The organism is Sorangium sp. So ce145 (assembly GCF_051525985.1).
GTDB lineage: Bacteria > Myxococcota_A > Polyangia > Polyangiales > Polyangiaceae > Sorangium > Sorangium cellulosum_B.
Map to the genome: position 1 here is coordinate 8,235,589 of NZ_CP150315.1, position 25,257 is coordinate 8,260,845.

Sequence of the window (25,257 nt, forward strand, 5' to 3'; positions counted from 1 at the left end):
CGGCGCGACCCGCGCAGGGGGACGATCGCCGGCCGCCTTCACGCGAGAAAGCGCGGCGGGCCCCCGAGCACGCGGATCACGTCGACCGGCACATTCAGGTCGTGCAGCACCCCTGGATCGTCCACCTCCTCGTCGACGCACCTGTCGCCGAGCGCCCTCAGGTGATCCCGGAGCGGCGGTGGATCGGCCTCCAGGTACCGCTGGAGCGCCTCGGTGCGCAGCACCACCGGGTGCCCGCCGCGGCCGAGGTGCCGCGGACGCACCGCGAGCGGCGGCGCCGCCAGGGAGGCGCCCGCCTCGAGGCGGGCGAGCAGCCGCGCCACCGTCGCGGCGCGCGCGGGCGGCACGTCGACCGGCGTCACGATGACGGCGTCGGCGTCGCCGATGCGCGGCGCGGCGACGGCCAGCGAGCCCGCCGGCCCGAGGTCGTCCGGCGCGGACCACGAGACCAGGTCGATGCCCGGCTGCACGTGGGCCAGCAGCGCGTGAAAGACGGAGCTGCGCACCACCACGAGCACCCGCGCGCTCTCGGCCGAGAGGCGAGCCTCCGCGTGCGCGATCGCGAGCGGCCGCTCGGCCCCGCCCTTCGTCGATGACGGCCAGGCCAGGAGCGCCTTCGGCCCCCCGAGCCGCTTGCCCGCGCCCGCGGCGAGCACGATCGTGGTCACTCGATTCATCCAGCCTGCTCCTCTCCGGCGGACGTCGTGCCGGCCGACGACCACCGAGCGCGCTGCCGCCCCGCGCGCCACGCGACGAGCTCCGCGGCCAGGGCGACGCCGATCTCGGCCGGCGTGCGCGCCCCGATGTCGAGGCCGATCGGCATCCTGACCCGCGCGACGTCGCCCTCCGGCACCCCCTTCGCCTCGAGCCGCGCGCGCGTTCGCGCGGCCTTCGCGCGGCTCCCGACGCCGCCCACGTACCCGAAGCCGCGCGCGAGCGCCCACGCGAGCGCCTCCTGATCGAGGGCGTGGTCGTGCGTCATCACGAGCGCCGCCGCCTCGCCGAGCTCCCTCGGCAGGCCCGTCAGCACCTCCGGGTCGTCGTGCTCGGCGAGCACGAGCCGCACCTGCTCCCCGGGCGCCGGCGCGAGATCCCGCGGCGCATCGTCGTACGCCGACGGCGCGCGGGCGAGCGGCGCCGCCGCCGGCACGCGGGCGGGGTCGGCTGCGGCGGCGCGCGTGTCGCAGAGGGTCACGCGGAAGCCCAGCGACGCCAGGAGCGGCGCGGCGAACGCGCCCACGTGCCCGGCGCCGATCACGAGGACGTGCACAGCGGGCAGCATCGGCTCGATGAGCACCTCGACCGAGCCTCCGCAGCACATGCCCAGCGTCGGGCCCAGGCGGAACGTCTCGAGCTTCGGCGCGCTGGCGAGCTCGTCGAGCGCGCGCCCCATGATGCCGAGCGCCGCCCGCTCGACGGCGCCGCCGCCGATCGTGCCGATCGCGGTGAGATCGTCGAAGAGACAGAGCTTCTGCCCCGGCGTCGACGGCGCCGAGCCGTGCCGCGCCACCACCGAGGCGAGCACCACCCGCCGCCCCGCCTCGAGCGCGTCCAGAGCCGCCCGAAGCACGTCGTGCGGGAACGCCGTCCTCGGGATCACCTGGCTCAGATCCGGCATGATTGAGACTCTAGCGACCCGGCGACCGAAAACGAGAGCGCCGAGAGCGCCGGCGCCGAAAGAGCTTGCTGGAACGCCGCGCTTGTCGCGAAAGTCGAGCGCGCTCGGAGAGCGGCGCAGGCGTCCCCCGAGATCCCGGCCCGCTGTGACCGCCGGGATCCACATAAAAACGCGGAGTTACAAGCCACGATGACCCCCCCCGCCACGCTCGACCCCGACCTCCAGCGCGCCCTCTCCGATCCGGGCTTCACGCCGGGCCGCCGCCACTTCGCCGCCCTGATGGATCTGCTCGAGACGGCCGATGAGCCCGCCGAGCTGGCGGAGCGGGCGCTGCGGCGCGCTGGCGCCGCGGCGCTGCCCGCCGCGCTCGAGCGCGCGGCCGGCGCGCCGCTCGCGCTGAGAGCGCCGCTCACCCGGCTCGTCGGCAAGCTGATGGCCGCGGGGCCGATCGATCCCGAGGTCTCGGAGCGGGCGCGCGACTACCTGCTCGCCTGCCTCGGCGATGACGATCGCCGCACGCGCCGCATGGCGGCGGTGGCGCTCGGCAAGCCGCGCGCGGCGGACGCCGGGCGAGCGCTCGTCGAGCAGGCGCTCGCCGAGGCGGCGCGCACCGAGCGCTCGCCCGACGTCCGCCGCGCGCTGATCGACGCGCTCGGCAAGGTCGGCGGCGGCGCCGCGCTCGAGGCGCTGGCCGAGCTCGACGGCGACGACATCGCCGGCGTGCGCGCGCGCGCCGAGCTCCTGGCCAGGAGGACCCTCACGCGCGGCGAGCCGTCCGAGATCGCCGGCGATCGCGCGCCGGAGCGCCCCCTCCGGGTGGCGGTGCGCTGCCGGCGCGGGCTCGAGGCGATCCTCGCCGAGGAGCTCGCGGCGCTCGACGCGGGCTCTCCCGGCGGGGCGCTCGTCCCCGAGCTCCGGAGCGATCCGTGCGGCGGCGCGCGGGTCGAGGCGGTGCTGAGCGGCCGCCTCGACGCCCTGTTCGGGACGCGCACGATGCTGTCGTTCGCGTTCCCGCTGCCGCTGCGGAAGCTCGACCAGGGCGCCGACCTCGCCGCGGCGGTCGCGGAGCGGCTGCTCTCGCGGGAGGCGCGCGAGATCCTGCGCCGCTTCACCCAGGGCGCGATCCGCTACCGCATCGACTGGGCCGGCGGCGGCAAGCGCCGGGCGGCGGTGTTCCGCGCCGCGGCCGCCGTGGAGGCGGAGGCCCCGGAGCTCGTGAACGATCCGACCCAGAGCACGTGGGACGTCGTCGTCTACGAGGGCGCGGGCCGTGTCCGGGTCGAGCTCGCGCCGCGCCTGCCCGACCCACGGTTTTCGTATCGACGGGGCGACGTGCCCGCGGCGTCGCACCCGACGATCGCGGCCGCGCTCGCGCGCATCGCGGGGGCGCGCGGCGACGACGTCGTCTGGGATCCGTTCGTCGGCTCGGGCCTCGAGCTCTGCGAGCGCGCCCTGCTCGGACCGTACCGGCGGCTCGTGGGCTCGGATCGCGATCCTCGAGCCCTGCAGATCGCGCGCGAGAACCTCGACGCCGCGGGCGCGCGGGGCGCGGAGCTCCTCCAGCGCGACGCGGTCGGCGCGCCGCCCCCGGGCGAAGCGCCCACGCTGATCCTGACGAACCCGCCCCTCGGGCGGCGCGTCGAGCGCACGGGAGATCTCGACGCCATGCTCGATCGCTTCGTCGAGGGCGCCGCGCGCGCGCTCGCGCCGGGCGGCAGGATGGTGTGGATCTCGCCGTTCCCCGAGCGGACCGAGGCCGTCGCGCGCCGCTCAGGCCTCCGGCCGGAGGCGCTCCTGCGCGTGGACATGGGCGGCTTCGACGCGCAGATCCAGAGCTTCCACAAGGAGGCGCTCCGGCCGCGGGCGAGCCACGATCGGCGCGACGGCCAGCGCGGGGACCGGCTCGACCGCCCTCCTGCCGGGCGCGGTGGGCGCGGCCCCCAGCAGGCCGAGCTGCGCGGCGAACAGCATCGCCCCCCCCGCCAGGAGCAGCGCCACCACCACCGCGATGATGATCCCGAGCCGCCCCGAGCGGTCGGGCGGCGCGTCGGTGATCAGGCCGAAGCCGTCGGCCGTGCCGAGGGGCGACGGCGCCGGCGCGGCTGAGCCCTGCGCCGGGCTCTGAGCGGGCGCCGCGCTCTGCTGCGCGGAGACGGCGCCGTGCGTGGCCGCCGAGGCTTGCTGCGATGGGCTGAGCGCGCCGGCCGCGGCGGAGCTCGGCCCGAGGAGCGCGCCGCCCCCCGCGTCGGCCCTCGTGGACGACGCGGCCGCGGGCGCCCCCGCGGCTCGTTCGAGCGGCGCCGCAGCGGAGCGACCTGCCGCCGCCGCATCGGCGAGCGCCTGGGGCGCGCCGAGCGTCGGCGTCGCGTCGACCAGGGGCGGCACGACCGGCGTGGGAGCCTCCCGCGTCCGCGTGGGGACGTCGTCGTCGTCGTCATCGTCGCGGTCGTCGACGACCGTGGGCGCATCGAGCGTGGGCTCGTCGAGCATGTCCCCGTCGAGATCGCCGAGGAAAGGTAGCTCGCCGCTCCGGGGCCGAGGTCTCGCGACAGCTTCGGGCTCCGCGTCCGGGCGCTCGCGCCCCGGGAACGCGGGCGCTGGCGCTGCGACCGCGGGCGGCTCTCGAGGCCCTCCAGCCGGCGGCGCCGCGCCTGGCGCGGGCCGCCCCGCGTCGGGCGCGCGGAGCGCGGCGGGCGCCGCTCCTCCGGAGCGCGCTGGCGCTGCGGCCGCTGGCCCAGCGAGCCCGCGGAGGTTCAGGGGCGTCGCCTCCCGCGTGGCCATCCTCGGCTCCGAGCCCTCGCGGGCGTCGCCGGACGTCTGCGTCACCGGGACCGCCCCCACGCCCGGAACGCGCGCTCGCGCGACCGGGGCGCGCCCTTGCGCGGCCGGAGCCGCGGCGGGCGCCCTGGGGATCGGGGCGGCGCCCGGCCTGGGGGCCGGCGCGCCGGGTTGCGCCGCCGGGGGCCGCGCGCGCTCGGCCGGGAGGGGCGGCGCCGGTTTACCCGCGGCGGCCGCCGCCGCGCGCTGCGCGATGACCTCGTCGAGCTGGCTCGAGCTGAACGGCGAGACCCGCATCAGCGTGCGCACCTCGTCGTCGTCCTCGTCGTTCGTCGCGTCCTCGTCGTCGAGCGGGAGCAGCGTGCGCACCGCGGGATCGGGGTGCCATTCCTCGAGAGCGCGCCGGAACGCGGCGGCGTTCGTCGTGCGCGCGGAGCGATCGCGCTGGAACGCGTCGTCGAGGACCCGCTGGAGATCGTCGTCGCCCACGTCGAAGACGGCGAGCGGCGCCGGCGAGGAGCCCGAGATCCGTTGCCGCGTCTCGGCGTCGCTCCCTCCGCCGAAGGCGCTCGCCCCGGTCAGCACCTCGTAGAGCGTCGCCGCGATGGCCCACACGTCGTCGCCTGCCGAGAGCGTCCCGCCCCCGACCCGCTCGGGCGACTGGTACGCGATGCGGCTCGGCGTCTGGCGCAGGTCGGCCAGGATCGCCTTCGAGGTGCGATCGACCGCGGTCGTGAGCACGCACTCCGGCGAGATGGCGCCGTGCGCAACGCCGAGGGCGTGAAGCGCCTCGATCCGCTTCGCAAGACGAATGGCCCAGCCGACGGCGTCGAGCTCGTTCAGCGGGCCATCGCGCAAGATCCGAGTTGCAAGCGTTTCCACTTACGAAGCCAGGGTAGTACCGGTCCGCCGAAGTTTGTACCTGGATCCGCGCGCCGTTCGTCCCCGGGGCGACCGATTCCAGGGTGCGCGCCTCGCCGCGTACGCTCGGAGGCGGCGCCCCCGACGGACGGCGCTGGCGCGCGGATCCGCGGTGCGGGGAGCCGCGCTCTTCATGACCGCTCGCCTCCGGCCGCGTCGGTCGGGACGATGCGGACGCGCCGTACCCGCCGGCCGGCGACATCCATCGCCACGAGCGTGTAGCCCTCGCACTCGACGCGCTCGCCCGCCTCGGGTGGGTGCTCGAGCCGGCCGAGCATGTAGCCGCCGACCGTCTCGACGGTCTTCACCTCGGGCAGCAGCACGATGTGCCCGTCGCGCTCCAGGTCCGTCAGCAGGACGCGGCCGTCGACGTCGACGATGCCGCCGCCGCGGCGGTGGATGGGCGGCACCTCCTCGTCGTTCTCGTCGCGGATCTCCCCGACGATCTCCTCGATGAGGTCCTCCATCGTCACGAGCCCCATGAACTCGCCCGAGGCCGACGTGATGATCGCCACCGGCACCTGGCGCGCCTGCATCTCGAGGCGGAGGCGCTCGACCGAGGTGTTCTCGCGCGCGAAGATCGGCTTGCGGAGCAGCTCGGCGACGCGCGCCGCGCGGCGGCGGTGGCTCAGCACGTCGAACAGGTCGCGCAGGTGCAGGTAGCCGAGCACGTTCTTGCCCTGCTCGTCGAGCACCGGGTACCGGGAGTACCCGGCGTCGGCCACGATCCGCACCGCCTCGTCGATCGTCATGTTCGCGCGCAGGGTCGCCGCGTCGGAGCGGAGCGACATCACGTGCCTCGCCGTGCGCCGGCGCAGGTCGAAGATGCGCACGAGCATGCTGCGCAGCGCCGGATCGAGCCCCGCGGGGCTCTTCGTCAAGAGCAGCCGGAGCTCCTCCGACGTGTGCGCGATCTCCTCCTCGCCCGCAGGCCGGAGCCCGAAGAGGCGAACGAACCCGTTCGCCATCGAGTTGAGCACCCAGATGACCGGCCACATCAGGACGAAGAACCCGTGCAGCGGCCGCGCCGCCCAGAGCGTAACCTTCTCGGTCCGCTGGATCGCGAGCGACTTCGGCGCGAGCTCCCCGATCACGGTGTGGAGCGACGTGATCAGGATGAACGTGATGCCGACGGACATGGCGTGCGCGCCGACCCCCGACCAGGCGTCGAGCGGCGCGAGCAACGGCTCGATGAGCTGGGCGATGGCCGGCTCGCCGATCCAGCCGAGCCCGAGGGACGCGAGCGTGATGCCCAGCTGGTTGGCGGACAGGTACGCGTCGAGCCGCTGCGACATCTGGAGCGCGAGCCGGGCCCGCGCGTCCCCCTCGCGCACGAGCTGCTCCAGCCGCGTCGGCCGCATCTTGACGATGGCGAACTCGGACGCGACGAAGAACGCGTTGAGGAGCACCAGGAGCGCGGTGCCCAGGAGGTAGACGAACGTCATGCCGGTCGCCGTCCTCCCCCCGGTGCGCCCGCCGCCCCGCGCCTCCTCGGCGACGAGCCGCGGCTAGATCCTCGCACGTTCGAGGATCTTGCTTCGCAGGTCCGGGTCGTCGTTGCTGAGTCCATCGACGAGAGCATCGGCCGGGGATTGCCCCTTGGCGATGAGCGCGCTGAGCCGATCGAGGTGGACGCGCTCGTCCTTGCCGTTCTTGTTCAGGCGCGCGCGCCGCGCGAGGCCGCCCGAGGCGATCGCGACGAGCCGCTCGGCCAGCGCGGCGAGCGGCTTGCCGCGGAACGTGGCGCGGAGCGCGCGCTCGGCGATCTTCGGGCGCACGGCCTCGAGCTCGTCGAACCTGAAGCTCTCGGACAGGGCGTCGGCCTCGTCGAGCGCGCGCGCGTCGTAGAGGATGCCCGCCCAGAGCGCCGGGAGCGCGCAGACGAGGTTGGCCGGCAGCGAGTCTGCGCCGCGGACCTCGAGGGTCCGCTTCAGCCTGACCTCCGGGAAGAGGGTGTTGAGGTGCATCTCCCAGTCGCCGCGGGTGGCCCGGTGCCCCTCGAAGCCGTGCTCCAGGAAGTCGCGGAAGGTCTGCCCCGTGTTCTCGATCACCTCGCCGTCGCGCTTGAAGAGGAACATCGGCGCGTCGACCGCCCACGCGACGTAGTCCGAGAAGCGGCGCCCGCGCTCGAGCACGTTGCGGATCAGCCCCTGCCGCGCGGCGTCGACGTCGAGCCAGACCTTGGCGCGGTAGCTCCGCCCGCCGAACAGCGCCCCCTCGTAGAACGGGGAGTTGGCGAAGATCGCCGTCACGAGCGGGGAGAGCCGGAGCGACACGCGGAGCGCGCGCATCGCCGCCTCCTCGCTCGCGTAGTCGAAGTTCGCCTGCACGGTGGCGGTGCGGCGCATCATGTCGAGGCCGTGCGCGCCGCGCGTCGGCAGGTAGCGCCGCATGATCGCGTAGCGCGCCTTGGGCACCCAGGAGAGATCGTCCTGCCTCGCGAAGGGGTGGAACCCGATGCCGAGCCAGGCCAGCTTGAGCTCGGCGGAGATGTCGCGCAGCTCCGCAAGGTGCCCGCTCATCTCCATACAGATCTGGTGGATGTTCTCGAGGGGCGCTCCGGACAGCTCGAGCTGCCCGCCTGGCTCGAGGGTCACCGAGGCGCCAGCCCGGGCGAGCGCGATCAGCGGACCGCCGGGGGTCTCGTGCTCGGGTGTCCACCCGTGCCGCTCGACGAGCGCCTGGAGGATGTTGAGGACGCTCCGCTCGCCCTCGTACGGGATGGCAGCGCCCGTCCTGGCGTCGACCCCGAACTTCTCCGCCTCGGCGCCGATCCGGTGAAGGGCCTCGGGCTTCGTAGCTTCGTGAAAGGGAAACAGCAGGTCGTCGAACGTCTCCAACGGCTGAGACTTCGACTCACTCCCGTGGCTTGCATCGGCCATCATCACGTTTCCGGTTGGGTTTCGTTCTCGCTTAGAGCGCGCGCCTGAGAAGGGGCGCGCGCTGCGTCGTACGGAGCATCTTCGCGAGCGCGCCCAGGTGCGCCAGCGTTGTCCCCGTCCCTCCCCCGAGCATTCGCGCGCCCGCCTCGATGAGCCGCGCCGCCGACGCCGCCCAAGCATCGCAGATCTCGGCGGGCGCGATGCGGTCGGCGCCGTCCGCCTGCGCAGATTCCGCGCCGAGCAGCACGCCGACCTGAACCTCGTGCGCGACGCCCTCGAGGCGCCGGAGCACGTTGAGCCCGAGCTCGACCGACGGCACCTCGAAGAGCAGCGCGTCCGCGCCGCTGTCGAGGGCCGACCGGGCGACCTCCTCGAACCCCTCGCCATCGGCGGTGCGCCCCGCGCCGTCGAGCTCCACGAGCGCCCACGTCGCCAGCTGCGTCGTGCTGGCGCTGACCACCGCCGCGCGGCGCGCGAGCCGCGCGACCGTGGGGCCGACGCACGCTGCCTGGGCTGGATCGAAGCCGCACGCGACGAGGATCTCGCATCCGGCCGCCGCCAGCCTGGCCGCATGGACGGCGTAATCCTCCGCGATCCGGTCGGCCATGGGCGCGGCAGCAGTGTGGCCCAGGATACCCGCCACCGCCACGCGGCGCGCGGCCCCGCCCGCCGCCTCTGTGGCGAGCTCGACCGCGGTTCCGGTCAGCGCGGCGGCGCGGAACGCCATGCCGATGGGCGCCAGGGCGCGCGTCGTCGTCGCGGACGTGAGCGCCCGGACCACGTCGATCCCCAGCGCGATCTCCTGCTCGTGCAGCTCAGCGATCGCCCGCGGCGACTCGCGGAGCAGCCGGCCGAGGGCGGTGGTGGAGGACACCGCGGTGCCTCGTCCACGGAGCGAAGCGAGCGGATCGCCGCTGATGATGAGCGGACGACCCACGGGAGGCCGAGAGGTGGAGGCCTCGAGCGCATTCACGTCCTTCGCTGCTTTCCAGGGCTCCTCTACCACCGGTCTATAAGGGGAAACTAGCCCAAGACGGCCCTTCCGCGTCGCGAAATGGTGCAGGCCAGCGGGCTGGAGCACAGCGTTCCACGCAGCGGAGTCGGGGACAACCTGACGGACGCGCGCCGGCGCTCGGCGCGGCGCCGGGGAGAAACGGGGGATCGGCCGTCATGAGGGGCTCCGCTTTGCCATGGGCCGTCATGTGGCCGGGAGGCGCCGGCCCCCTACACCTCGGCCCCGGCGCGCGACGAACTTCCGGTCGAAGAGCCGCACCCGGCGGACGAACAGATCGAGCAGGAACACGACCATCGCAGCGTAGATGAACTGCTGCCAGAGCTCCTCGTGGAACGTCACCTTCTCCCCTGCCGGGTCGAAGATGGCCGCCACGCCGCTCGGATCGACCGCCCCGCCGGTCGACGTCGCGGCCTTCTCGAGGATCGCGAGCTCGGGCTCGAAGCTCGCGTACTCGCGCGGGTACGGGTTCGAGACGTGGCCGTAGCTGACGGCGACGGGCCGGAGCGAGCCGTCCTCGGCCTCGCGAAGGTGCTCCGCCCGCAAGAGGAACGAACCGTACCGATCCAGCGCAAGCGCCGTCTCGTAGCGCCCCGGCGCGGTCTGACGCATGTCGACGACCCGCGTCGCGCCGCCCGGCTCGGGCCCGATGATGCTGAGCCGGGAGGTCAGGTTGTTCTCGAACCGGTCGTCGGCCCCGAACGCGTCGACGGACGCGCGCAGCTCGCCGTCGACGATCTCGGCCTTCATGTCGAGCTCGCGCCGGTGCTTCTGGCGCATGTGCTCGTGGACGAGCTGCCCCCAGAATTTCTCGAAGCCTGGCCACCTCAGCCACTCGACGGCCCAGCGCGCCTTGACGTCGGTCGTCCAGGCCAGCGTCCACCCGAGGCCGACGCGCCAGCGCGCGAGGATCGGCTCCTCGGTGTCGCTCGTGAGCAGCTCCTGGGCTGGCGGCGGCTTCAGCTTGGTCGAGACGTAGCCGTGCAGGTTGGGCGCCGTGCGGACGTCGACGCCGCGGAGGAACGCCGCGTCGCCGACCTGGGTCACCGGGAACCACTCCTCGACGGCGGCGGCGCGCGCCACCATCTCGGTCTCCTTGGTGAAGATCCGCGGCAGGTTGTTCGGATCCGGGACCGCGTGGAAGCGCCCCCCGCCCACGTCGGCGATCATCTTGAGCAGCTGCTCGTCGAGATCGTTCCCGAGGCCCACCGTGGTCACGGTGATCGACTCGGCGATCATGGCGGACACGAGGTCCCGGATGCCGCCCGTCGACGCCTTGCCGTCCGTGAGGAGGATGACGTGCTTCTTGCGCGCCTGCGTGACGGTCATGTCCTGGTAGGCGGCGTCGAGCGCGGAGAAGATCTCGGTCCCGCCGCCCGGCTGGATGCGCGCGATCTCGCCCGCGATCCGCGAGCGGTTGCGCGCGGGCTGCATCTTCACGTAGCGCGTCGGCGCCGAGTCGAACGCGATCACCTCGATCAGATCGTCCGACGACAGCACCCCCGCTGTCGCCTTCGCCGCGGCCTTGGCCATCTCGAGCGGCAGCCCGGTCATCGATCCCGAGCGATCCATGACGAGCGCCATCGCGACGCTCGGCATGTCCTTCTTTCGCTCGTTGTCCATCCGAACGGGCAGGATCCGCTCGATGGTGGTGCGGTACCAGCCGCCGAGGCCGTACCCCGACTCGCCGCCGGCGAAGAGGAAGCCCCCGCCGAGATCCCGCACATAGCTCTCGATGATCTCCTGCCCCTGCAGGCTGAGCGCTTCCTTCGGGGTGTCGGACACGATCAGGAAGTCGTAGCGCTCCATCTCCTTGAGGGAGCCGGGGAAGCCTGCCGGCGGCCTGACGTCGACGTCGAGCTGCTGCGCGGTGAGCGCGCTCGAGAGCGGGCCGGCGTGCTGCGGCGTCCCCTCGACGTAGAGCACCGACGGGCGCCCTGGCACGTCGATGGTGGTCGCGTACCGGTTGTTCTCCTTGAACTTGTCGTCCGCGATCTGGTCGAGCTCGAGCGCGTAGGTCACCTGCCCCGCGATGCGCACGACGCTCTTGAACACGACGTCGTTCGGCCCTGCCTTGAGCTCGAGGTCCCGGATGCCCTCGAGGCCGTTCAGCGCCTCCCCCTGGAAGAGCCGCGCGCGCGCCTTGGTGGCGCGGCTGGCGTAGATGTCGGCGTGGATCTCGAACGTCTCCCCGACCTTGACCCGGTCGGGCATCCTGAGCTCTCGCACCGCGACCTCGGGCGGCGCGGGCCGCCGGTACGGGATGGAGAACAGCCGCACCCCGACGTCGCGCGCCCGGTTGGCCTCGGCGAGCACGTCGCCGTCCGTCTGCACGCCGTCCGACATCAGCACGGCGCGCTTGAGGTAGCCGGGCGGATACAGCCCGTACGCGAGCTGCAGCGCGGCCTGGAGGTTCGAGCCCGCGCCGAGATCGCCGCGCTGCCCGTTCGCGTCGGCGTGGCGAGCGATGGGCGGCGCGCGCCGCTCCTCCTCGCGACCTGCCGCCTCGCCGGCCGCGCGCTCGGCGAGCCGCGGCCGCCGCGCGAAGGTGATCACCTTGATGACGCCGTCCTCGGGCTTCTCGGCGAACGCCTTGTCGAGCGTCGCTCGCGCGTCGTCGAGCGCCTCGTCCGTGACCGACTCGGAGACGTCGATGAGGTAGATGGTGGCGACCTTCTCCGTGGTCGCGGACCTCGCGAGCCGCGACAGCCCGAGCGCGATCAGCGCGACGAACGCGACCCGCAGCAGCACCGAGAGCACGCGCTGCGGCAGGGGGAGGTCGGCGAGGGATCCCGCGAGCACCCCGACGAACCAGGGCGCGAGCAGGATCGCGCCGAGCATCTTCGGGTTGAGGAGCTCGTACGTCACCCCCTCGCGCACCCACGTCAGCGTCGGATCCGGGTGCAGGAGGACATACCTCCGGTACGCCCAGAACAGGATCCCACCGAGGGCGGCGCATGTGATGGCCCACGCGGCGATGCGCAGCCTGCGACCACGGAACGCGCTCACACCGTCACCCTCCTGTGGTACGTGAACCACTCGATCGCGGTCACGAGGAGCACCGCCGCGAGCAGGTAGACCCAGAGCTCACGGCGGACGCCGATCTTGAACTCGCTCACCGCGCCCGCGCCGCGGCCGTCGACCTTGAGCTCGGCGGCCGGGGCGATCGCGCTCTCCTCCGGCGCCGAGAGGTTCGCGGCGAACATGCTCTCCTCCTGCGCGCCCGCGGCGCCGACGCGCAGCGTGTAGAAGCCGGCGTGCTGCCCGAGGAACACGGCGCGCCCCTCCTGGATGGGGACCGCGCGCGTCGTCCCGTCCGGCTGCTCCAGGCTGGCCACCTCCGCGGACGAGGAGGCCGGGATGTGCCAGACGGAGCCCGTGCGGAACGAGGAGATGTAGCTCGTGTCCTCCTCGACGAAGTTGTTGATCGCGTTGAGCAGGAAGAGCGGCCAGGCGATGCGGAGCGGGAAATCGCTCTCGCGCACGTCGAAGCCGAGCGCGACGAATTTCACGCCGCTGCGCCGCCCCTCGAGCAGCAGCGGGCCCTTGTAGCTCCGGCCGACGACCCTGTCTTCCTTGTTGCCCTTGAGCACGCGGGCGCGCGCGACGTTCACGTCGCTGAGCGCCGTGTAGCGCAGGAGCGGGTGCTTCGCGTCGAGCTCGTCGAAGCCCAGGCGGTAGTTCGGGTCGTCGTCGAGGACCTCCTTGCCCACCTCGAACGGGACGCTGGTCCCGGTCGGGTTGAGGTAGAGCAGGCTCCCGCTCCCCGGCGCGACGCTCGGCGCCACGCCGTCGAAGATGGTCACGTCGAACGACGAGGCCGCCGGGTACCGCTGCGGATCGACGAAGGTCACGTCGAGGTACTCGTCGAGGAGCAGCGCCGCCTCGAGGAACATGTTCCCCGCGGAGACGACCTGGACGCGCGCGCGGCGCCGCTCGGGGAGGAGCGCGTAGGCGCGGTTGTCCGCGGGGAGGTCGTCCGAGCTGCCGTCGGCCAGCGCGAGCTTCGCCTCGAGCGTCTTCGACGCGCCGGAGAGGTTCGGGTAGAAGCGGGGCAGCTTCTCCTTGGGCTTGAGCCGGATGCGCGTCAGATCGGTGAGCTGGCCGTCGCCGAGCAGCGACAGCTCGAGATCGAGGGGCTCGTCGCTCGTGTTGGTGACCTCGAGCATCACCTCGTAGCGGCTCTTGTCGAGCGGGTAACGCCGCACCGAGAACTCGGTGATGGCGGCGTTCCTCGATCCCTTGCCGATCGGCAGGTACGAGAGCTTGATGTCGCCGAGGCGCACCTGTCCGCCGGCGTCGGTCGGTTCGCCGAGCGCGCCGTCGCTCACGACGATGACCTCCGGCGACGGGAGCCCGCTCAGGGTGTCGCTCGCGAAGCGGAGCGCGCGCGCGAAGTCGGCGGTGGCGTCGGTCGGCCTCACCGCCGCGACGGCCGCCTCGAGCTCCGAGATCTCTCCGGTGAGCGTCGACAGGGGCGTGATGGCCGCGTCCATCTGGGCCAGCAGCATGCGGTCGCTGCCGGAGAGGCCGCGGACCATCTTCCTGACCTCTTCCTTCGCGAGCTCGATGCGCGAGGGCGCGACGTCGATGGCCTGCATGCTCGCGCTCGCGTCGATGAGGACGACGATGTTGCGCCCCTCGACGAGGTTCGCCTGCGGGCGCGGATCCCCCAGCGCGAGCAGGAGCAGCGCGAGGAGCGCGAGCTGCAGCAGCAGCGACAGGAGCCGCTTCAGCTGCGAGAACAGGCTCGTCGCCTCCTTGTCCCGGAGGATGCGCTCCCAGATCCTCGAGAAGGGGACCGCGACGGGCCGCCGGCGCAGCTTGAGGATGTAGAAGACGACGACCACGGCCCCGGCGAGGGCGCCGATCTGGAGCAGTGTCTGCAGCGGAACGCCGGTGAAGTGCAGCATCGCTACCGGAGGAAGCCGCCCCTGCGGAAGACGCGAAGGATCAGCTCATCGAAGGGGACGGACACGTCCGCGCGGAAGTAGCTCACCTGCCGCGACGTGCAGAAGCGGCGGATCTCGTCGAGGTACTGCCCGTAGGCCTCGGCGTAGCGCTCGAGCACCTTGGGGGTCACCGTGACCTCGCGCTCGTCGCCGGTCTCGCAGTCGTAGACGCGCACGTCCCCGCGCAGCGCAGGCCGGGCCTCGCGCGCGTCGACGAGATGGAGCACGAACGGCTCGAACCGGTTGTACCGGAGGACGTTGATGCCGCGCTCGAAGCCCGCCGGATCGTAGAGATCGCTGAGGATCACGGCGAGGCCGCGCCGCTTGTGCTGCGCCACGAAGGTCTTCATCGCCTCGCCGAGGTCGGTCGGGCCCTCGGCGCGCGCCTGCCCGAGGAAGCGGAAGATCCTGAAGATGCGCGCCTTGCCGCGGGTCGACTGCATGCGCCCGCTGATCTCGTCGGTCGCGGTGACGATCGCGATGCGGTCGAGGTTGGCGAGCCCCACGTACGCCAGCGCCGCGGCGAGGCGCTTCGCGTGCCGCAGCTTCTCGCCGTCGCCGAACGCCATCGACGCCGACGTGTCGAGGATGAAGTAGATCGAGAGGTCTTCCTCCTCCTCGTAGAGCCGGATGAGGAGCCGGTCGAAGCGCTGGTACGCGGCCCAGTCGAGGTACCGGAAATCGTCGCCGGGCGCGTAGTCGCGGTGGTCGGCGAACTCGACCCCGGAGCCGGTCTTCTTGGTCCGCCGCTCCGCGCGCATCGCCCCCGAGAAGACGCGGCGGCTCACCATCGCGAGATAGTCGAGCTTGCGCTGGAACTCGTCGTCGAAGAGCTCCTCGTCGGGGGCGCTCGCGGAGAGCGCGGAGAAGCGGCGCAGCGGCGCGGCGGCCCTCTTGAACGCGTCGAAGAGCCCCATGCTACCTTCGACGGCGCCTCATTTGCTCTCCGGAAGGTGCTTGAGGATCGCCTGCAGCACCTCGTCGGTCTTCACGCCCTCCGCCTCGCCCTCGAAGTTGAGCAACACGCGGTGCCGGAGGGCGGGGAGCGCGCACGCGCGCACGTCGTCGACCGACGCCGCGAACCGCCCCTCGAAGAGGGCGCGGATCTTCGCGGCGAGCAGCAGCGCCTGCGCCCCGCGCGGCGACCCGCCGAACTTCACGAACCGCTTCACCTCGTCGAGGCTGCCTCCCTCGGCGGGGTGGGTGGCCTGGAGGAGCCGCACCGCGTAGTCCTGGACGTGCTTCGCCACGGGCACCTCGCGGACGAGCCGCTGCATGGCGATGATCCGCTCCTTGTTCAGGACCGGCCGCACCTCGATCGCGTCGGTGCCGGTCGTCCGCTCGAGGATCGAGTTCAGCTCGTCGCGGCTGGGGAACGGCACGTGCAGCTTGAAGAAGAACCGATCGAGCTGCGCCTCGGGCAGCGGGTACGTCCCCTCGCTCTCGAGGGGGTTCTGCGTCGCCAGGACGAAGAACGGCTCTTCCAGCGTGTAGCTCTGCCGCGAGACCGTGACCCGGTGCTCTTGCATGGCCTCGAGGAGCGCGCTCTGCGTCTTCGGCGTGGCCCGGTTGATCTCGTCGGCGAGGACGATGTTCGCGAAGATCGGCCCCTTGCGGAACGAGAACGACCGCTGCCCGCCGGCGTTCTCATCGATGACGGTGGTGCCGATGATGTCCGCGGGCATCATGTCGGGCGTGAACTGGATGCGCGAGAACTGGAGCTCGAGCGCCTCGGCCATGGTGCGGACGAGCATCGTCTTGCCGAGCCCCGGCACGCCCTCGAGCAGCGCGTGCGAGCCCGCGAGCATGCACGTGAGCACGCCGTCGACCACCTCGCGGTTGCCGACGATGACCTTCCCCACCTCCTCGCGCAGCTCTCCGATGCTCGCGCGGAACTCGTCCACCTCGGCCCGCGCTGCTTCCTTCGTCTTCTCGGCCATGACTTCCTGCTTCGCGCCCGCTGTCGCGGAGCGCCTGGTGAGGCGCGGTCGCGTTCGAGCCGCCGGCTCGACTCACTCGCGCGGCCTGATGAGCTGGAAATACCGGTTCACGTAGAACCGGTATCCATCAGGGATCTGATCCTTGTTGATCTGCTGCTCTGCGACCGTGTGATAGTCGGTGAAGACCTTCTTGTAGCCGGTCCCCTTGAACCCCCGCTCGGCCGCGCTGAGGATCACCTCGCTGTTCGACGGCCCTTGCTGCGTGTCGAGCCCCTGCGCCTGGACGTCCTGGGTCCCCATCTTCGGGTCGGTGCGCTTGCCCGCGACCTCGCCGCCGCGGCCGGAGCCGACGCCGTCACCCCCGGGCTGGTTGCCGCCGTTGCTGTTGCCCTGGCCGCTCCCCGACCCCTCCTGCCCCTGCCCCTGCCCGCCGCCGGGCATCAGGATCTTCTTTCCGCCGGGCCCGATCACCAGCTCCTGCCCCTGGCCTTGCCCGCCCTTGCCCTGACCACCCTGGCCTTGCTGGCCCTCCTGCCCTTCCTGCTCGCCGTCGCCCTGCCCCTGCTGGCCCTGCCCCTGCTGCTCCTCACCGCCGCCCTGGCTGCCGCGCGCGCGCTTTCCGAAGCGGAGCATCCTGGCCATCCGCTGCTTGCCCCCCTGCCCTTGCTGGCGCACGAGCTCCCGGAGCTCCTCGAGCCGCTGGCGCAGCTCTTCCTTCTCCTGCTCGGACATCTCCTCCTGCTGCATCCGGTTGATATCCTCGGCCGCCTGCTCGAGATCGTCCGCTGACATCCCGAGGTCGCGCATCAGATCCTCGGCGGCCTTGGCGAGCTCGCGATCGAGCCGGTCGAGCTGGCGCCCGGTCCGCTCCTTCTGCTCGGCCTCGCGGTCGAGCCGCTCCAGCTCCCGCTCCTTCTTCTTGAGCAGCCTCTCCTGCTCGGATCTCTGCTGATCGTTCGCGGAGGCCTTCTGCTTCTGCTTGAGGAGCTGCTCGCGCGCCTCGGCGCGCTTCTCGTTGATCGCGGCGAGGGCCTCCTTGCGGCGCGACGCCGCCTCGGCGAGCGCCTTGCGCAGCCGCTCGATCTCGGCCTTGTCGAACTTCTGCTTCTTGTCGCGGAGCTTCTCGGCGAGCTCCTTCAGGTCCTTCTTCGCCTTCTCGAGATCCTTCTTCTCGAGGGACTCCCCCACGCCCTTCGCCAGGTCGCTCTTCTTGAGGTCGAGCCCCGTCTCCTTCAGCGCCTCTTCGAGCGCCTTCAGGTCGGCCTCCGCGCCCTTGAGGAGCTCTCGCTCGAGCGCCTCCATGCGGCGGAACGCCTCGGTGCGATCGAGGCGCTTGTTGGCGATGTCCTCGATGAGCTGGTTGAACCGCTCGACCGCGGACTTCATCTCCGGGCTCTGGTCCTGCCGATCGAGCGCCTTGGCCGCGTCCTTGAAGAGCTCGATGTCGTCGGGCGACATGGTGAGCGCGTCGATGGTCGCCGCGACGGGCGCCTGCTTCCGCGGGGTGCGCACCTCCAGCAGCGCCACCGCCAGCACGCCGAGGCCCACCGCGGCGGAGGTCCAGAGCTCGCGAGGGAGCGCGAGCGGCGCGGCGCCGGCGGGGCGCAGCCCTGCCGCGTGCTCGCAGGCGTCGTCGATCGCCGCCTCCATCAGGGGGGTGCGCTGCGCTGCGGGCAGCGCGTCGAAGGTGAGCGCGATCGTCAGCCGGTCGTGGAGGCCGTGGTGCCGATCGAGGGCGATGGTGCCGGCGCGGGGAGGCAGGCGGCGCAGCATCGCCACGACGAGGGTGGCCAGCACGAGCAGCCCCGCGCCGAGGAGGAGCTGGCGCGCGCGCGGCTCGCCGAGGTACGCCGGAAGCGCCTTATGCACCGCGAGCGTCCCGGCGGCGAGCGCGAGCGCCAGGGTCAGCGCGCTCGGCAGCGCGCGCAGCGCGCGCCCGAACCGGAGCCTCAGCTCGACCGCGAGCGCGGCGCTGCGAATGCGGTCCAGTTGCTTCGTGCGAGAGTCGCTCACGGTGCTCAGCGCTCCGGGCGCCCCCCGCGGGGGCCCTCGAAGGGGAAACGTCGCAGCATTGTACCTGCTGACGGGTCAGGCGCCCGAAAGTTCCTGGGAGGCTCCGCGCGACGTACGTGGGAGGCTGCGCGCGACGTACGCGGGAATGACGCACGGCGAGCCCTGATGATTCCCGTGCAGGGCAGCCTCTGCGCTCAGCGCGCCGCCGGCATGGATGCGCGTTGCCGGTGGTGGGTGGGGGTCTTCCCTCGAGGCGCAGATCGGACGGCTCTTCTGCGCCCGGCTCGGCGGCGGCACGCGTACGTTGCGTGGGAACAAGGTGACGGGCCGCTGCGCACGGCGCCCGCCTCGGATTGGATCACTTCATCGACTTCTTCTTGGACGCCGCCTTCGTGGCGGCCGGCTTCTTCGCCGCGACCGGCTTCTTCGCCGCCTTGGCGGCCGGCTTCTTCGCCACATCCGGCTTCTTCGCCACAGCCGGCTTCTTCGCCGCAGCCGGCTTCTTCGCCGCCTTGGCGGCCGGCTGCTTCGCCGCAGCCGGCTGCTTCGCCGCCTTGGCGGCCGGCTTCTTCGCCGCAGCCGGCTGCTTCGCCGCCTTGGCGGCCGGCTTCTTCGCTGCAGCCGGCTTCTTCGCCGCGGCCGGCTTCTTCGCCGCCTTGGTGGCCGGCTTCTTCGTCACGGCCGAGCGCTTCGCAGCCGCCCGGCTCGCCGTGGCACCGTTTGCCGCCGACTTCTTCGCCCCCGTCGCCCGCTCTCTGGAAGACGGCTGCGCCGCGGCTTCACGCTCCTCGCCAACCGCGCCCGCCTGAGCCCTGGCGCCGTTCGCATCGGGGACCTGCTTCGCATAACGCGCGAGCGTCTCGCGCACCCGCGCGTCCAGATCCGCGAAATCGAACGGCTTGTTCAACCAGGCGTCCGCGGCGAAGAGCGGCGAGGTCATCTCGTTCAGGTTCTCGCCGATCCCGGTGAGCATGATGACGCCGGTGCTCGCGAACGGCCGTCCGTCGGACGTGTCGCTCTTCAGGCGCTTGCAGATCTCCCAGCCGCTCATGCCGGGCATCATCACGTCCAGGATGACCAGATCCGGCTGGTGCTCACGCGCGAGCTCCCAGGCGGCATCGCCCTCGGAAGCCTCGATCACGGAGAACCCTAGGTTCCTCAGGTGACGCGCAACGAGGCTCAACATCGCCGGTTCGTCTTCGGCCACCAGGACACGGGGCGGCATCGTGCTCGCGGAAGGCATCGTGGATGCGGATGAGAGTACGTGCGCGCGAACCGGTCAAGAGAGAACGAGAGCGCGCGGCCGCGGCGAGCGCTCTTCGTCGTCGCCGCCCGTCGCCGGGCTCCCGAGCGACCCCGAGCGCCCGGGAGGATGCGCTCACGCGGCGCGCGCGAGGGCGATCTTTTCCGTCTGCCCCGCCGCATAGAAGCGTCGCAGCGCCGCGAGCAGCTCGGCATGACGCCCGTGGCGGGCAAACTCGGCCTCGAGTCGCCCCGCGAACCGCGCCGCCAGATCGTTCGCGATCCGGTAGCGATCGCCGGTCTCCGTGCCCGGTGGATCCATGAAGGTGACCCGCTCGAAGAGATGGGCGCGGATCCGCGCGGCGCGCTCGGGCTCGAAGCGCCCCGCCCCATGTGGGGCCGCCTCGTGGCGGCGCCGGAGCGGCTCGACCTCGTCCGCCAGATCGCCATGAACAAGCAGCACGTATTTGTCGACCTCGGCCTGGAGCTCGAGCTCGAGCTGGGTCGCCGGCAGCTCCCTGCGGGCCCGCTCGGCCACATAGAGGAAGTGGCTCACGCCCTCGACGATCTGGCAGATCTCGTCGAACGTCCGCTCTCGCCCCGGCGTGATCGCCCGGCGGGGCAGGTGCAGCGCGATCTCGATATCCCCGTCGGCGTGCCGGATCAGCAGCGCTTCGCGTGCGCTGCCGTCCGTCAGCCGGATGAAATCGTCGACCGCGGGCGCGTCATCGAGCGCATAGGTGCGCGCCAGGTGCTGCTGGATCCGGGACGGGAAGGTCGCCCCCTGCATCAGTTGAGCCCGCCCGTACCACGGCTCGGCACGAGCCCTCGTGCCCCGAGCTCATCCGCGAGGCGGCTCGATCCCGTACGAACCCAGCGCTCGTACAGCCGGAGCACCGAGCGCTCGTCCCGAGCCCCCGACGCGAGCGTACCGTCGGCCACATCGTTCAGGACGCTCACGAACCGCTCGAATTTCTCGGCCATCTCCGAAAGAACGTCGGGCCCCTGGCCGACGCGCGCATTGAGGCGCAGCATAGCGGCCGCATGGTGGTAGGCGGTCGACCCGACCCCGACCACGTAGCCGCGATCGACCCCCTTGAGCTCGATGTGGCCGCCGAAGAAGCCGACCACGTAGAGCACGCTGTCTCCCAGGTTACGCAGCCGCTGGAAACGCTCGGCTCCGGAGGCTTCCAGCGCGTCGCGCAGAAGAAAGGTCAGGGGCTGGTTGAAGGCAGACTCGGCATGCTCGTCCGGGTGAGCAAAAGCACAGAGCAGACCGACGAGGTAACTCGACGCCGCCTCGGTGGCAGCGACGTTCCGAACTCGGAGCGCCTCGTCCACAACCTCCTGGAAATAGCGGGTCATGCTCGGGGAGAGAGAGATCGCTTGGCTCACAGCGGCACCTCACTTTTGCGGGTGCCCTGGATACCGACGTAACCCGGGCCACCGCGCGCTCAGGTCAACCAGACACGTCCTGACGGCCTCCCTCGGGCTGGAGGCCCTGAGGGCATCGCGTCACTGTGCTGCCGCAGCTTTGCCCTCATAAGCGCATTTTAGCCGAGGGGCTCCGCCGAGCCCAGCCTTGCGCCACGCACCTTCCCCTGCGATCTCCAGGACTTACAGCCACCTCTGCGCCTGGCTGCCAACGCGCAAAGTGCCGGCCTGGGGCCACTCTTGACACCCTCCAGGGGGTGGCTATCTTCGGCGCGCTCGCTAGCACTCGCCATAGGTGAGTGCTAGCAAAGTGCCCAGACTGCAATCGTAGGGGGCCTTCCGGTGCGCTCCGTTGTGCCGGCTGGGTCCGCCGTTCGTGGGACGCGGCGCTCGTCCCCGGAGGACTTGCAAAGATGAAGATTCGACCGCTCCAGGACCGCGTGATCGTTCAGCGCGTGAAGGAAGAAGAGAAGACCAAGGGAGGTCTCTACATTCCGGACACCGCGAAAGAGAAGCCGATCGAGGGGACCGTCGTCGCCGTCGGCAACGGCAAGGTCGCCGAGGACGGTACCGTGCGGAAGCTCGACGTCAAGGAGGGCGATCGCGTCCTCTTCGGCAAGTACTCGGGCACCGAGGTCAAGATCGACGGCGAGGAGCACCTCATCCTCCGCGAGGACGACATCCTCGGCGTGATCGAGAAGTGACGCGGGCGACAGAAGGAACTTAGGAGAGACACCATGGCAGCCAAGGAAATCATCTACAACGAGTCCGCCCGCAGCATGATCCTCGCGGGGGTCAACGCCCTCGCCGACGCGGTCAAGGTCACCCTCGGCCCGAAGGGGCGCAACGTCGTCATCGAGAAGAGCTTCGGCTCGCCGACGGTCACCAAGGACGGCGTGACGGTCGCCAAGGAGATCGAGCTCGAGAACCGCTTCGAGAACATGGGCGCCCAGATGGTCCGCGAGGTCGCCTCGAAGACGAGCGACATCGCCGGCGACGGGACGACCACCGCGACGGTGCTCGCCCAGGCGATCTACCGCGAGGGCTCCAAGCTCGTCGCGGCCGGGCACAACCCGATGGAGATCAAGCGCGGCATCGACAAGGCGGTCGAGGCGATCGTCGAGCACCTCCGCGGCTCCGCCAAGCAGACCAAGGACGCGAAGGAGATCGCGCAGGTCGGCACGATCAGCGCGAACGGCGACGAGACGATCGGCAAGCTCCTCGCCGACGCCATGGAGAAGGTCGGCAAGGAGGGCGTGATCACGGTCGAGGAGGCCAAGAGCGCCGACACGACCCTCGACGTGGTCGAGGGCATGCAGTTCGACCGCGGCTATCTCTCGCCGTACTTCGTGACCGATCCCGAGGCCATGAAGGCGAACCTCGAGGACTGCTACATCCTCATCTCGGAGAAGAAGATCTCCAACATGAAGGACCTGCTCCCGGTGCTCGAGGCGATCGCCAAGAGCCAGAAGCAGCTCCTCATCATCGCCGAGGACGTCGAGGGCGAGGCGCTCGCGACCCTCGTCGTGAACAAGCTCCGCGGCACGCTGCACTGCGCGGCCGTCAAGGCGCCGGGCTTCGGTGATCGCCGCAAGGAGATGCTGAAGGACATCGCCACCCTGACGGACGGCCAGGTGATCGCGGAGGAGCTCGGCCTCAAGCTCGAGAACGTCACGATCAGCGATCTCGGCCGCGCCAAGACCGTCATCATCGACAAGGACAACACCACGATCGTCGGCGGCCAGGGCAAGAAGGACAAGATCAAGGCCCGGCAGCAGGAGATCCGCGCTCAGATCGAGAACACGACGAGCGACTACGACCGCGAGAAGCTCCAGGAGCGGCTCGCGAAGCTCGTGGGCGGCGTCGCGGTCGTCAAGGTCGGCGCTGCGACCGAGACCGAGATGAAGGAGAAGAAGGCCCGCGTCGAGGACGCGCTCCACGCGACCCGCGCGGCCGTCGAGGAGGGCATCGTCCCGGGCGGCGGCGTGGCGCTCATCCGCGCGCAGAGCTCGCTCGAGAAGCTCAAGGTCAACGACGAGCAGCGGTTCGGCGTGAACATCATCCGCCGCGCCATCGAGGAGCCCCTCCGCCAGATCTCGGCCAACGCCGGGGAAGAGGGCTCGATCGTCGTGCAGAAGGTGCGCGACGGCAAGGACTCGTACGGCTACAACGCGGCGTCGGGCGACTACGGCAACCTGCTCGAGATGGGCGTCATCGATCCGGTCAAGGTCGTCCGGTCGGCGCTCCAGAACGCGGCCAGCGTCGCCAGCCTGATGCTCACCACCGAGGCGCTCATCGCCGAGCGGCCGAAGGAGGAGAAGCCGGCGGCTGGTGGCGCCCACGCGGGCCACGGCCACGACTTCTGATCGCGACGCGCCGCGCTGACCGCTAAGCCCGGCGGGCGAGGGCCGACTTCCTCCTCAGGAAGTCGGCCCTTCGCCATTTCGACTTCCGGCGGGCCGCGGCGCGTGATCTGATCCGGCGCAGGTTCGCGATGAGCACCCTGACTACCGAGCGCCTGGCGCTCACCCCGGTCTCGCTGCCCCTGCTCGAGGCGGTCATCCGCGGAGATCGCGCCGAGGCCGAGGCCCTGTCCGGCGCGCGCTTCCCTGGCGCCTGGCCCGGGCGCGCGCTCGTCGAGCGCGCCTTCAGCTCGCCGCTCGACCGGCTGCGCGACGATCCAGAGGCGTTCCTGTGGGGCACGCGGCTGATGGTGACGCGCGGGCAGGAGGAGCGCGTCGTCGTCGGCAGCGTGGTGCTGAACGGCCGGCCCGACGCGACCGGCACGGTGGAGATCGGCTACGGCGTCGAGGGCAAGTCCCAGGGCCAAGGCTACGCGACGGAGGGGTCGCGCGCCGTCCTGCACTGGACGCTGCAGCAGCCGGGCGTGAGGCGCGTCATCGCGACCACGCCGGCCTGGCACCGCGCGTCGCTCCGGGTGATCGAGAAGCTCGGGATGCGCCCTGCTGGAACGCTCGATCACGACCTCCTGGGCGAGCTCCTCGTCTTCGAGCGCTACCCCGAGTAACGCGCCTCCGCCCACGGACGGGGCCCGCCTCGGCGCCGCTCACCCTCCTGCGCGGCTCACGCCGCCGCGCGGGTCGCGCCGCCGAGCCCACTCGCACAGGGTCATGCCCGCCGCGATCGCCACGGGGTACGAGTGGTTGATCCCGTACATGGGGATCGCGATCACGTCCTCGCACGCGTCGAGCAGCGCCTGCGGCAGCCCGTCATCCTCGCTGCCGAAGAGGAACACGAGCCCGCGGGGGAACGGCGCCTCCCAGAGGGTGCGCCGCGCGTGATCGCGCTCCACGCCGATGAGCGGGCGGCCGCGCGCCGCTTCGAGGAAGCTCGCCTCGTCGGGGCACTCGACGATGGTCTCGTACTTCTGCATGCCCATCGAAGCGCGCTCGTAGTAGGGCTCGGTCCCGATCAGGAAGATCTCCCGCACAAGGAACGAGTGCGCGACGCGGATGATGGCGCCGATGTTGAACGGGTTCTTCGCGCGGCAGACGGCGACGGAGAAGTCGTTCCGCAAGGGGGCGAGCTCTTCGCGGATCTCCCGGGTGGTGAGCCCGAAGGGCGGGATCTTCACGGCGCGCTGGCTCCCCTACTCGGCGGCGAAGCGATCGAACAGCGGATAGATGGGCCCTTCGTGGACCCTGATCCGCTCCGTCGTGCCCGTGGCGTGCTTGACCAGGAGCACGAGCCCGGCGCGCGGCACGGCGTCGAGCGCGCCCCGGATCGCCGCGACGGACATGCGCCGCACTGGCTGCCCGGCGATCTCCAGCACCTCGTCGTCCTTGCGGAGCCCGGCGCGCTCTGCAGGCCCGCCCTCCATGGTCCGCGAGATGAATGCCGAGCCGGAATGCAGCTGGTACCAGAGGCCGAGGCCGAGCTTGGCGTGCGCCGGCTGGAACGCGAGCGTGAGCGAGCCGCCCGCGTCGAGCTCGATCTCGATCTCGCCTGCGGCCCGGTGCGTATCGCTCGGACGGCCGATGTCGCGCACCCCGATCGGCTTGTCGATGAGCGGATCCGCTTCCCAGACCTCCACCCGGAGCCGGTCCTCGGGCAAGATCTCGAAGTTTCCGCTGGGTCCTTCGGGCCAGGTCGGCTCGAGCGTGTTCGCTTGCTCCGCCGTCCGAAAGATCTCCGCGCCGTTGACGAAGACGCGGACATAGGGGTCCGGGAGGTCACCGGCGCCGGAATCCCAGGCTCGGCCGTCCCGAGTGCGCTCCGGGATTCTCGCCCGGACGACCCGCAGCCATCGGACGTTCTCGGGCGGCGGAGGATGCAGCTCCTGGTCTGAAGGAGGCTCGTGCAGGCGGGTCGAGAGCTCGGGATAGAGCGCCGAGCAGCCGCCCGCGGCGAGCGGCGTGCCACCTGCGGCGATCAGCAGGATGAACGCGGGCAAGCAGAGCGAGAGCGCGCGATGCCGTTGGAGGACCAAGATGGCGCCATTTTT

19 protein-coding genes are annotated in these 25,257 nt (G+C 71.7%); 4 read left to right on the top strand and 15 right to left on the bottom strand.

Translation table 11 applies throughout. From position 1 onward, the window contains the following. Positions 1-38: 38 nt before the first annotated feature. Positions 39-677: a nucleotidyltransferase family protein gene (locus tag WMF34_RS30330; RefSeq protein WP_437989988.1), complete on the bottom strand. Its 639-nt coding sequence runs from the start codon at positions 675-677 to the stop codon at positions 39-41. Next, on the bottom strand, positions 674-1,618 hold the full coding sequence (locus tag WMF34_RS30335) for an XdhC family protein (protein WP_437989989.1): 945 nt from the start codon (positions 1,616-1,618) through the stop codon (positions 674-676). Before WMF34_RS30335 ends, WMF34_RS30330 begins: the two co-directional genes overlap by 4 nt. Positions 1,619-1,807: 189 nt before the next feature. Between WMF34_RS30335 and WMF34_RS30340 the strand changes: the two genes are divergently transcribed. Further along, a complete protein-coding gene (locus WMF34_RS30340; protein WP_437989990.1) occupies positions 1,808-3,724 on the top strand; it encodes a HEAT repeat domain-containing protein in 1,917 nt (638 codons plus the stop codon). 1,724 nt (positions 3,725-5,448) lie between these two features. On the opposite strand, the gene WMF34_RS30345 is transcribed toward WMF34_RS30340, so the two are convergent. The 11 genes from WMF34_RS30345 to WMF34_RS30395 all read right to left on the bottom strand — a co-directional run bounded on the left by WMF34_RS30345 (position 5,449) and on the right by WMF34_RS30395 (position 20,753). Then, positions 5,449-6,762: a hemolysin family protein gene (locus WMF34_RS30345; protein ID WP_012238528.1), complete on the bottom strand. Its 1,314-nt coding sequence runs from the start codon at positions 6,760-6,762 to the stop codon at positions 5,449-5,451. Between the two features lie 63 nt (positions 6,763-6,825). Then, entirely contained in the window at positions 6,826-8,157 is a 1,332-nt protein-coding gene (locus WMF34_RS30350) for a glutamate--cysteine ligase (protein ID WP_157907005.1), read from the bottom strand. A 73-nt stretch (positions 8,158-8,230) separates the two neighbouring features. Beyond that, the gene (locus tag WMF34_RS30355; protein WP_437989991.1) at positions 8,231-9,073 is read right to left on the bottom strand and encodes a homocysteine S-methyltransferase family protein; all 843 of its coding nucleotides are present in this window, start codon (positions 9,071-9,073) and stop codon (positions 8,231-8,233) included. 324 nt (positions 9,074-9,397) lie between these two features. Continuing rightward, on the bottom strand, positions 9,398-12,220 hold the full coding sequence (locus tag WMF34_RS30360) for a VWA domain-containing protein (RefSeq protein ID WP_012238531.1): 2,823 nt from the start codon (positions 12,218-12,220) through the stop codon (positions 9,398-9,400). Then, complete coding sequence (locus WMF34_RS30365) at positions 12,217-14,124, bottom strand: vWA domain-containing protein (RefSeq protein WP_012238532.1); 1,908 nt, start codon at positions 14,122-14,124, stop codon at positions 12,217-12,219. The genes WMF34_RS30360 and WMF34_RS30365 overlap by 4 nt, the downstream gene beginning before the upstream one ends. A 2-nt stretch (positions 14,125-14,126) precedes the next feature. Further along, the gene (locus WMF34_RS30370; protein WP_012238533.1) at positions 14,127-15,080 is read right to left on the bottom strand and encodes a DUF58 domain-containing protein; all 954 of its coding nucleotides are present in this window, start codon (positions 15,078-15,080) and stop codon (positions 14,127-14,129) included. 18 nt (positions 15,081-15,098) lie between these two features. Continuing rightward, a complete protein-coding gene (locus tag WMF34_RS30375) occupies positions 15,099-16,103 on the bottom strand; it encodes an AAA family ATPase (RefSeq protein WP_012238534.1) in 1,005 nt (334 codons plus the stop codon). A 72-nt stretch (positions 16,104-16,175) separates the two neighbouring features. Then, a complete protein-coding gene (locus WMF34_RS30380) occupies positions 16,176-18,116 on the bottom strand; it encodes an exported glycine/glutamine-rich protein (protein ID WP_012238535.1) in 1,941 nt (646 codons plus the stop codon). A 358-nt stretch (positions 18,117-18,474) separates the two neighbouring features. Then, positions 18,475-19,359 (bottom strand): response regulator transcription factor, encoded by an 885-nt coding sequence (locus WMF34_RS30385; protein WP_338055630.1) that lies wholly within the window; start codon positions 19,357-19,359, stop codon positions 18,475-18,477. Positions 19,360-19,494: 135 nt separating this feature from the next. Further along, positions 19,495-20,148: a hypothetical protein gene (locus WMF34_RS30390; protein ID WP_437989992.1), complete on the bottom strand. Its 654-nt coding sequence runs from the start codon at positions 20,146-20,148 to the stop codon at positions 19,495-19,497. Beyond that, positions 20,148-20,753: a hypothetical protein gene (locus WMF34_RS30395; protein WP_437765560.1), complete on the bottom strand. Its 606-nt coding sequence runs from the start codon at positions 20,751-20,753 to the stop codon at positions 20,148-20,150. The genes WMF34_RS30390 and WMF34_RS30395 overlap by 1 nt, the downstream gene beginning before the upstream one ends. Before the next feature lie 452 nt (positions 20,754-21,205). On the opposite strand from WMF34_RS30395, the gene groES reads away from it, so the two are divergent. The 3 genes from groES (at position 21,206) to WMF34_RS30410 (ending at position 23,820) form a co-directional block, all read left to right on the top strand. After that, entirely contained in the window at positions 21,206-21,496 is a 291-nt protein-coding gene (groES, locus tag WMF34_RS30400; protein ID WP_012238539.1) for a co-chaperone GroES, read from the top strand. A 33-nt stretch (positions 21,497-21,529) separates the two neighbouring features. Continuing rightward, on the top strand, positions 21,530-23,158 hold the full coding sequence (gene groL, locus WMF34_RS30405) for a chaperonin GroEL (RefSeq protein WP_012238540.1): 1,629 nt from the start codon (positions 21,530-21,532) through the stop codon (positions 23,156-23,158). Between the two features lie 128 nt (positions 23,159-23,286). Next, positions 23,287-23,820, top strand: coding sequence for a GNAT family N-acetyltransferase (locus WMF34_RS30410; protein ID WP_012238541.1), 534 nt, complete (start codon positions 23,287-23,289; stop codon positions 23,818-23,820). A 39-nt stretch (positions 23,821-23,859) separates the two neighbouring features. Here the strand turns inward: WMF34_RS30410 and WMF34_RS30415 are convergent, their stop codons facing one another. Further along, positions 23,860-24,387: a TrmH family RNA methyltransferase gene (locus WMF34_RS30415; RefSeq protein WP_012238542.1), complete on the bottom strand. Its 528-nt coding sequence runs from the start codon at positions 24,385-24,387 to the stop codon at positions 23,860-23,862. A 15-nt stretch (positions 24,388-24,402) separates the two neighbouring features. Then, positions 24,403-25,242, bottom strand: a complete 840-nt coding sequence (locus WMF34_RS30420; protein ID WP_437989993.1) for a PDZ domain-containing protein — start codon at positions 25,240-25,242, stop codon at positions 24,403-24,405. Positions 25,243-25,257: the final 15 nt, after the last annotated feature.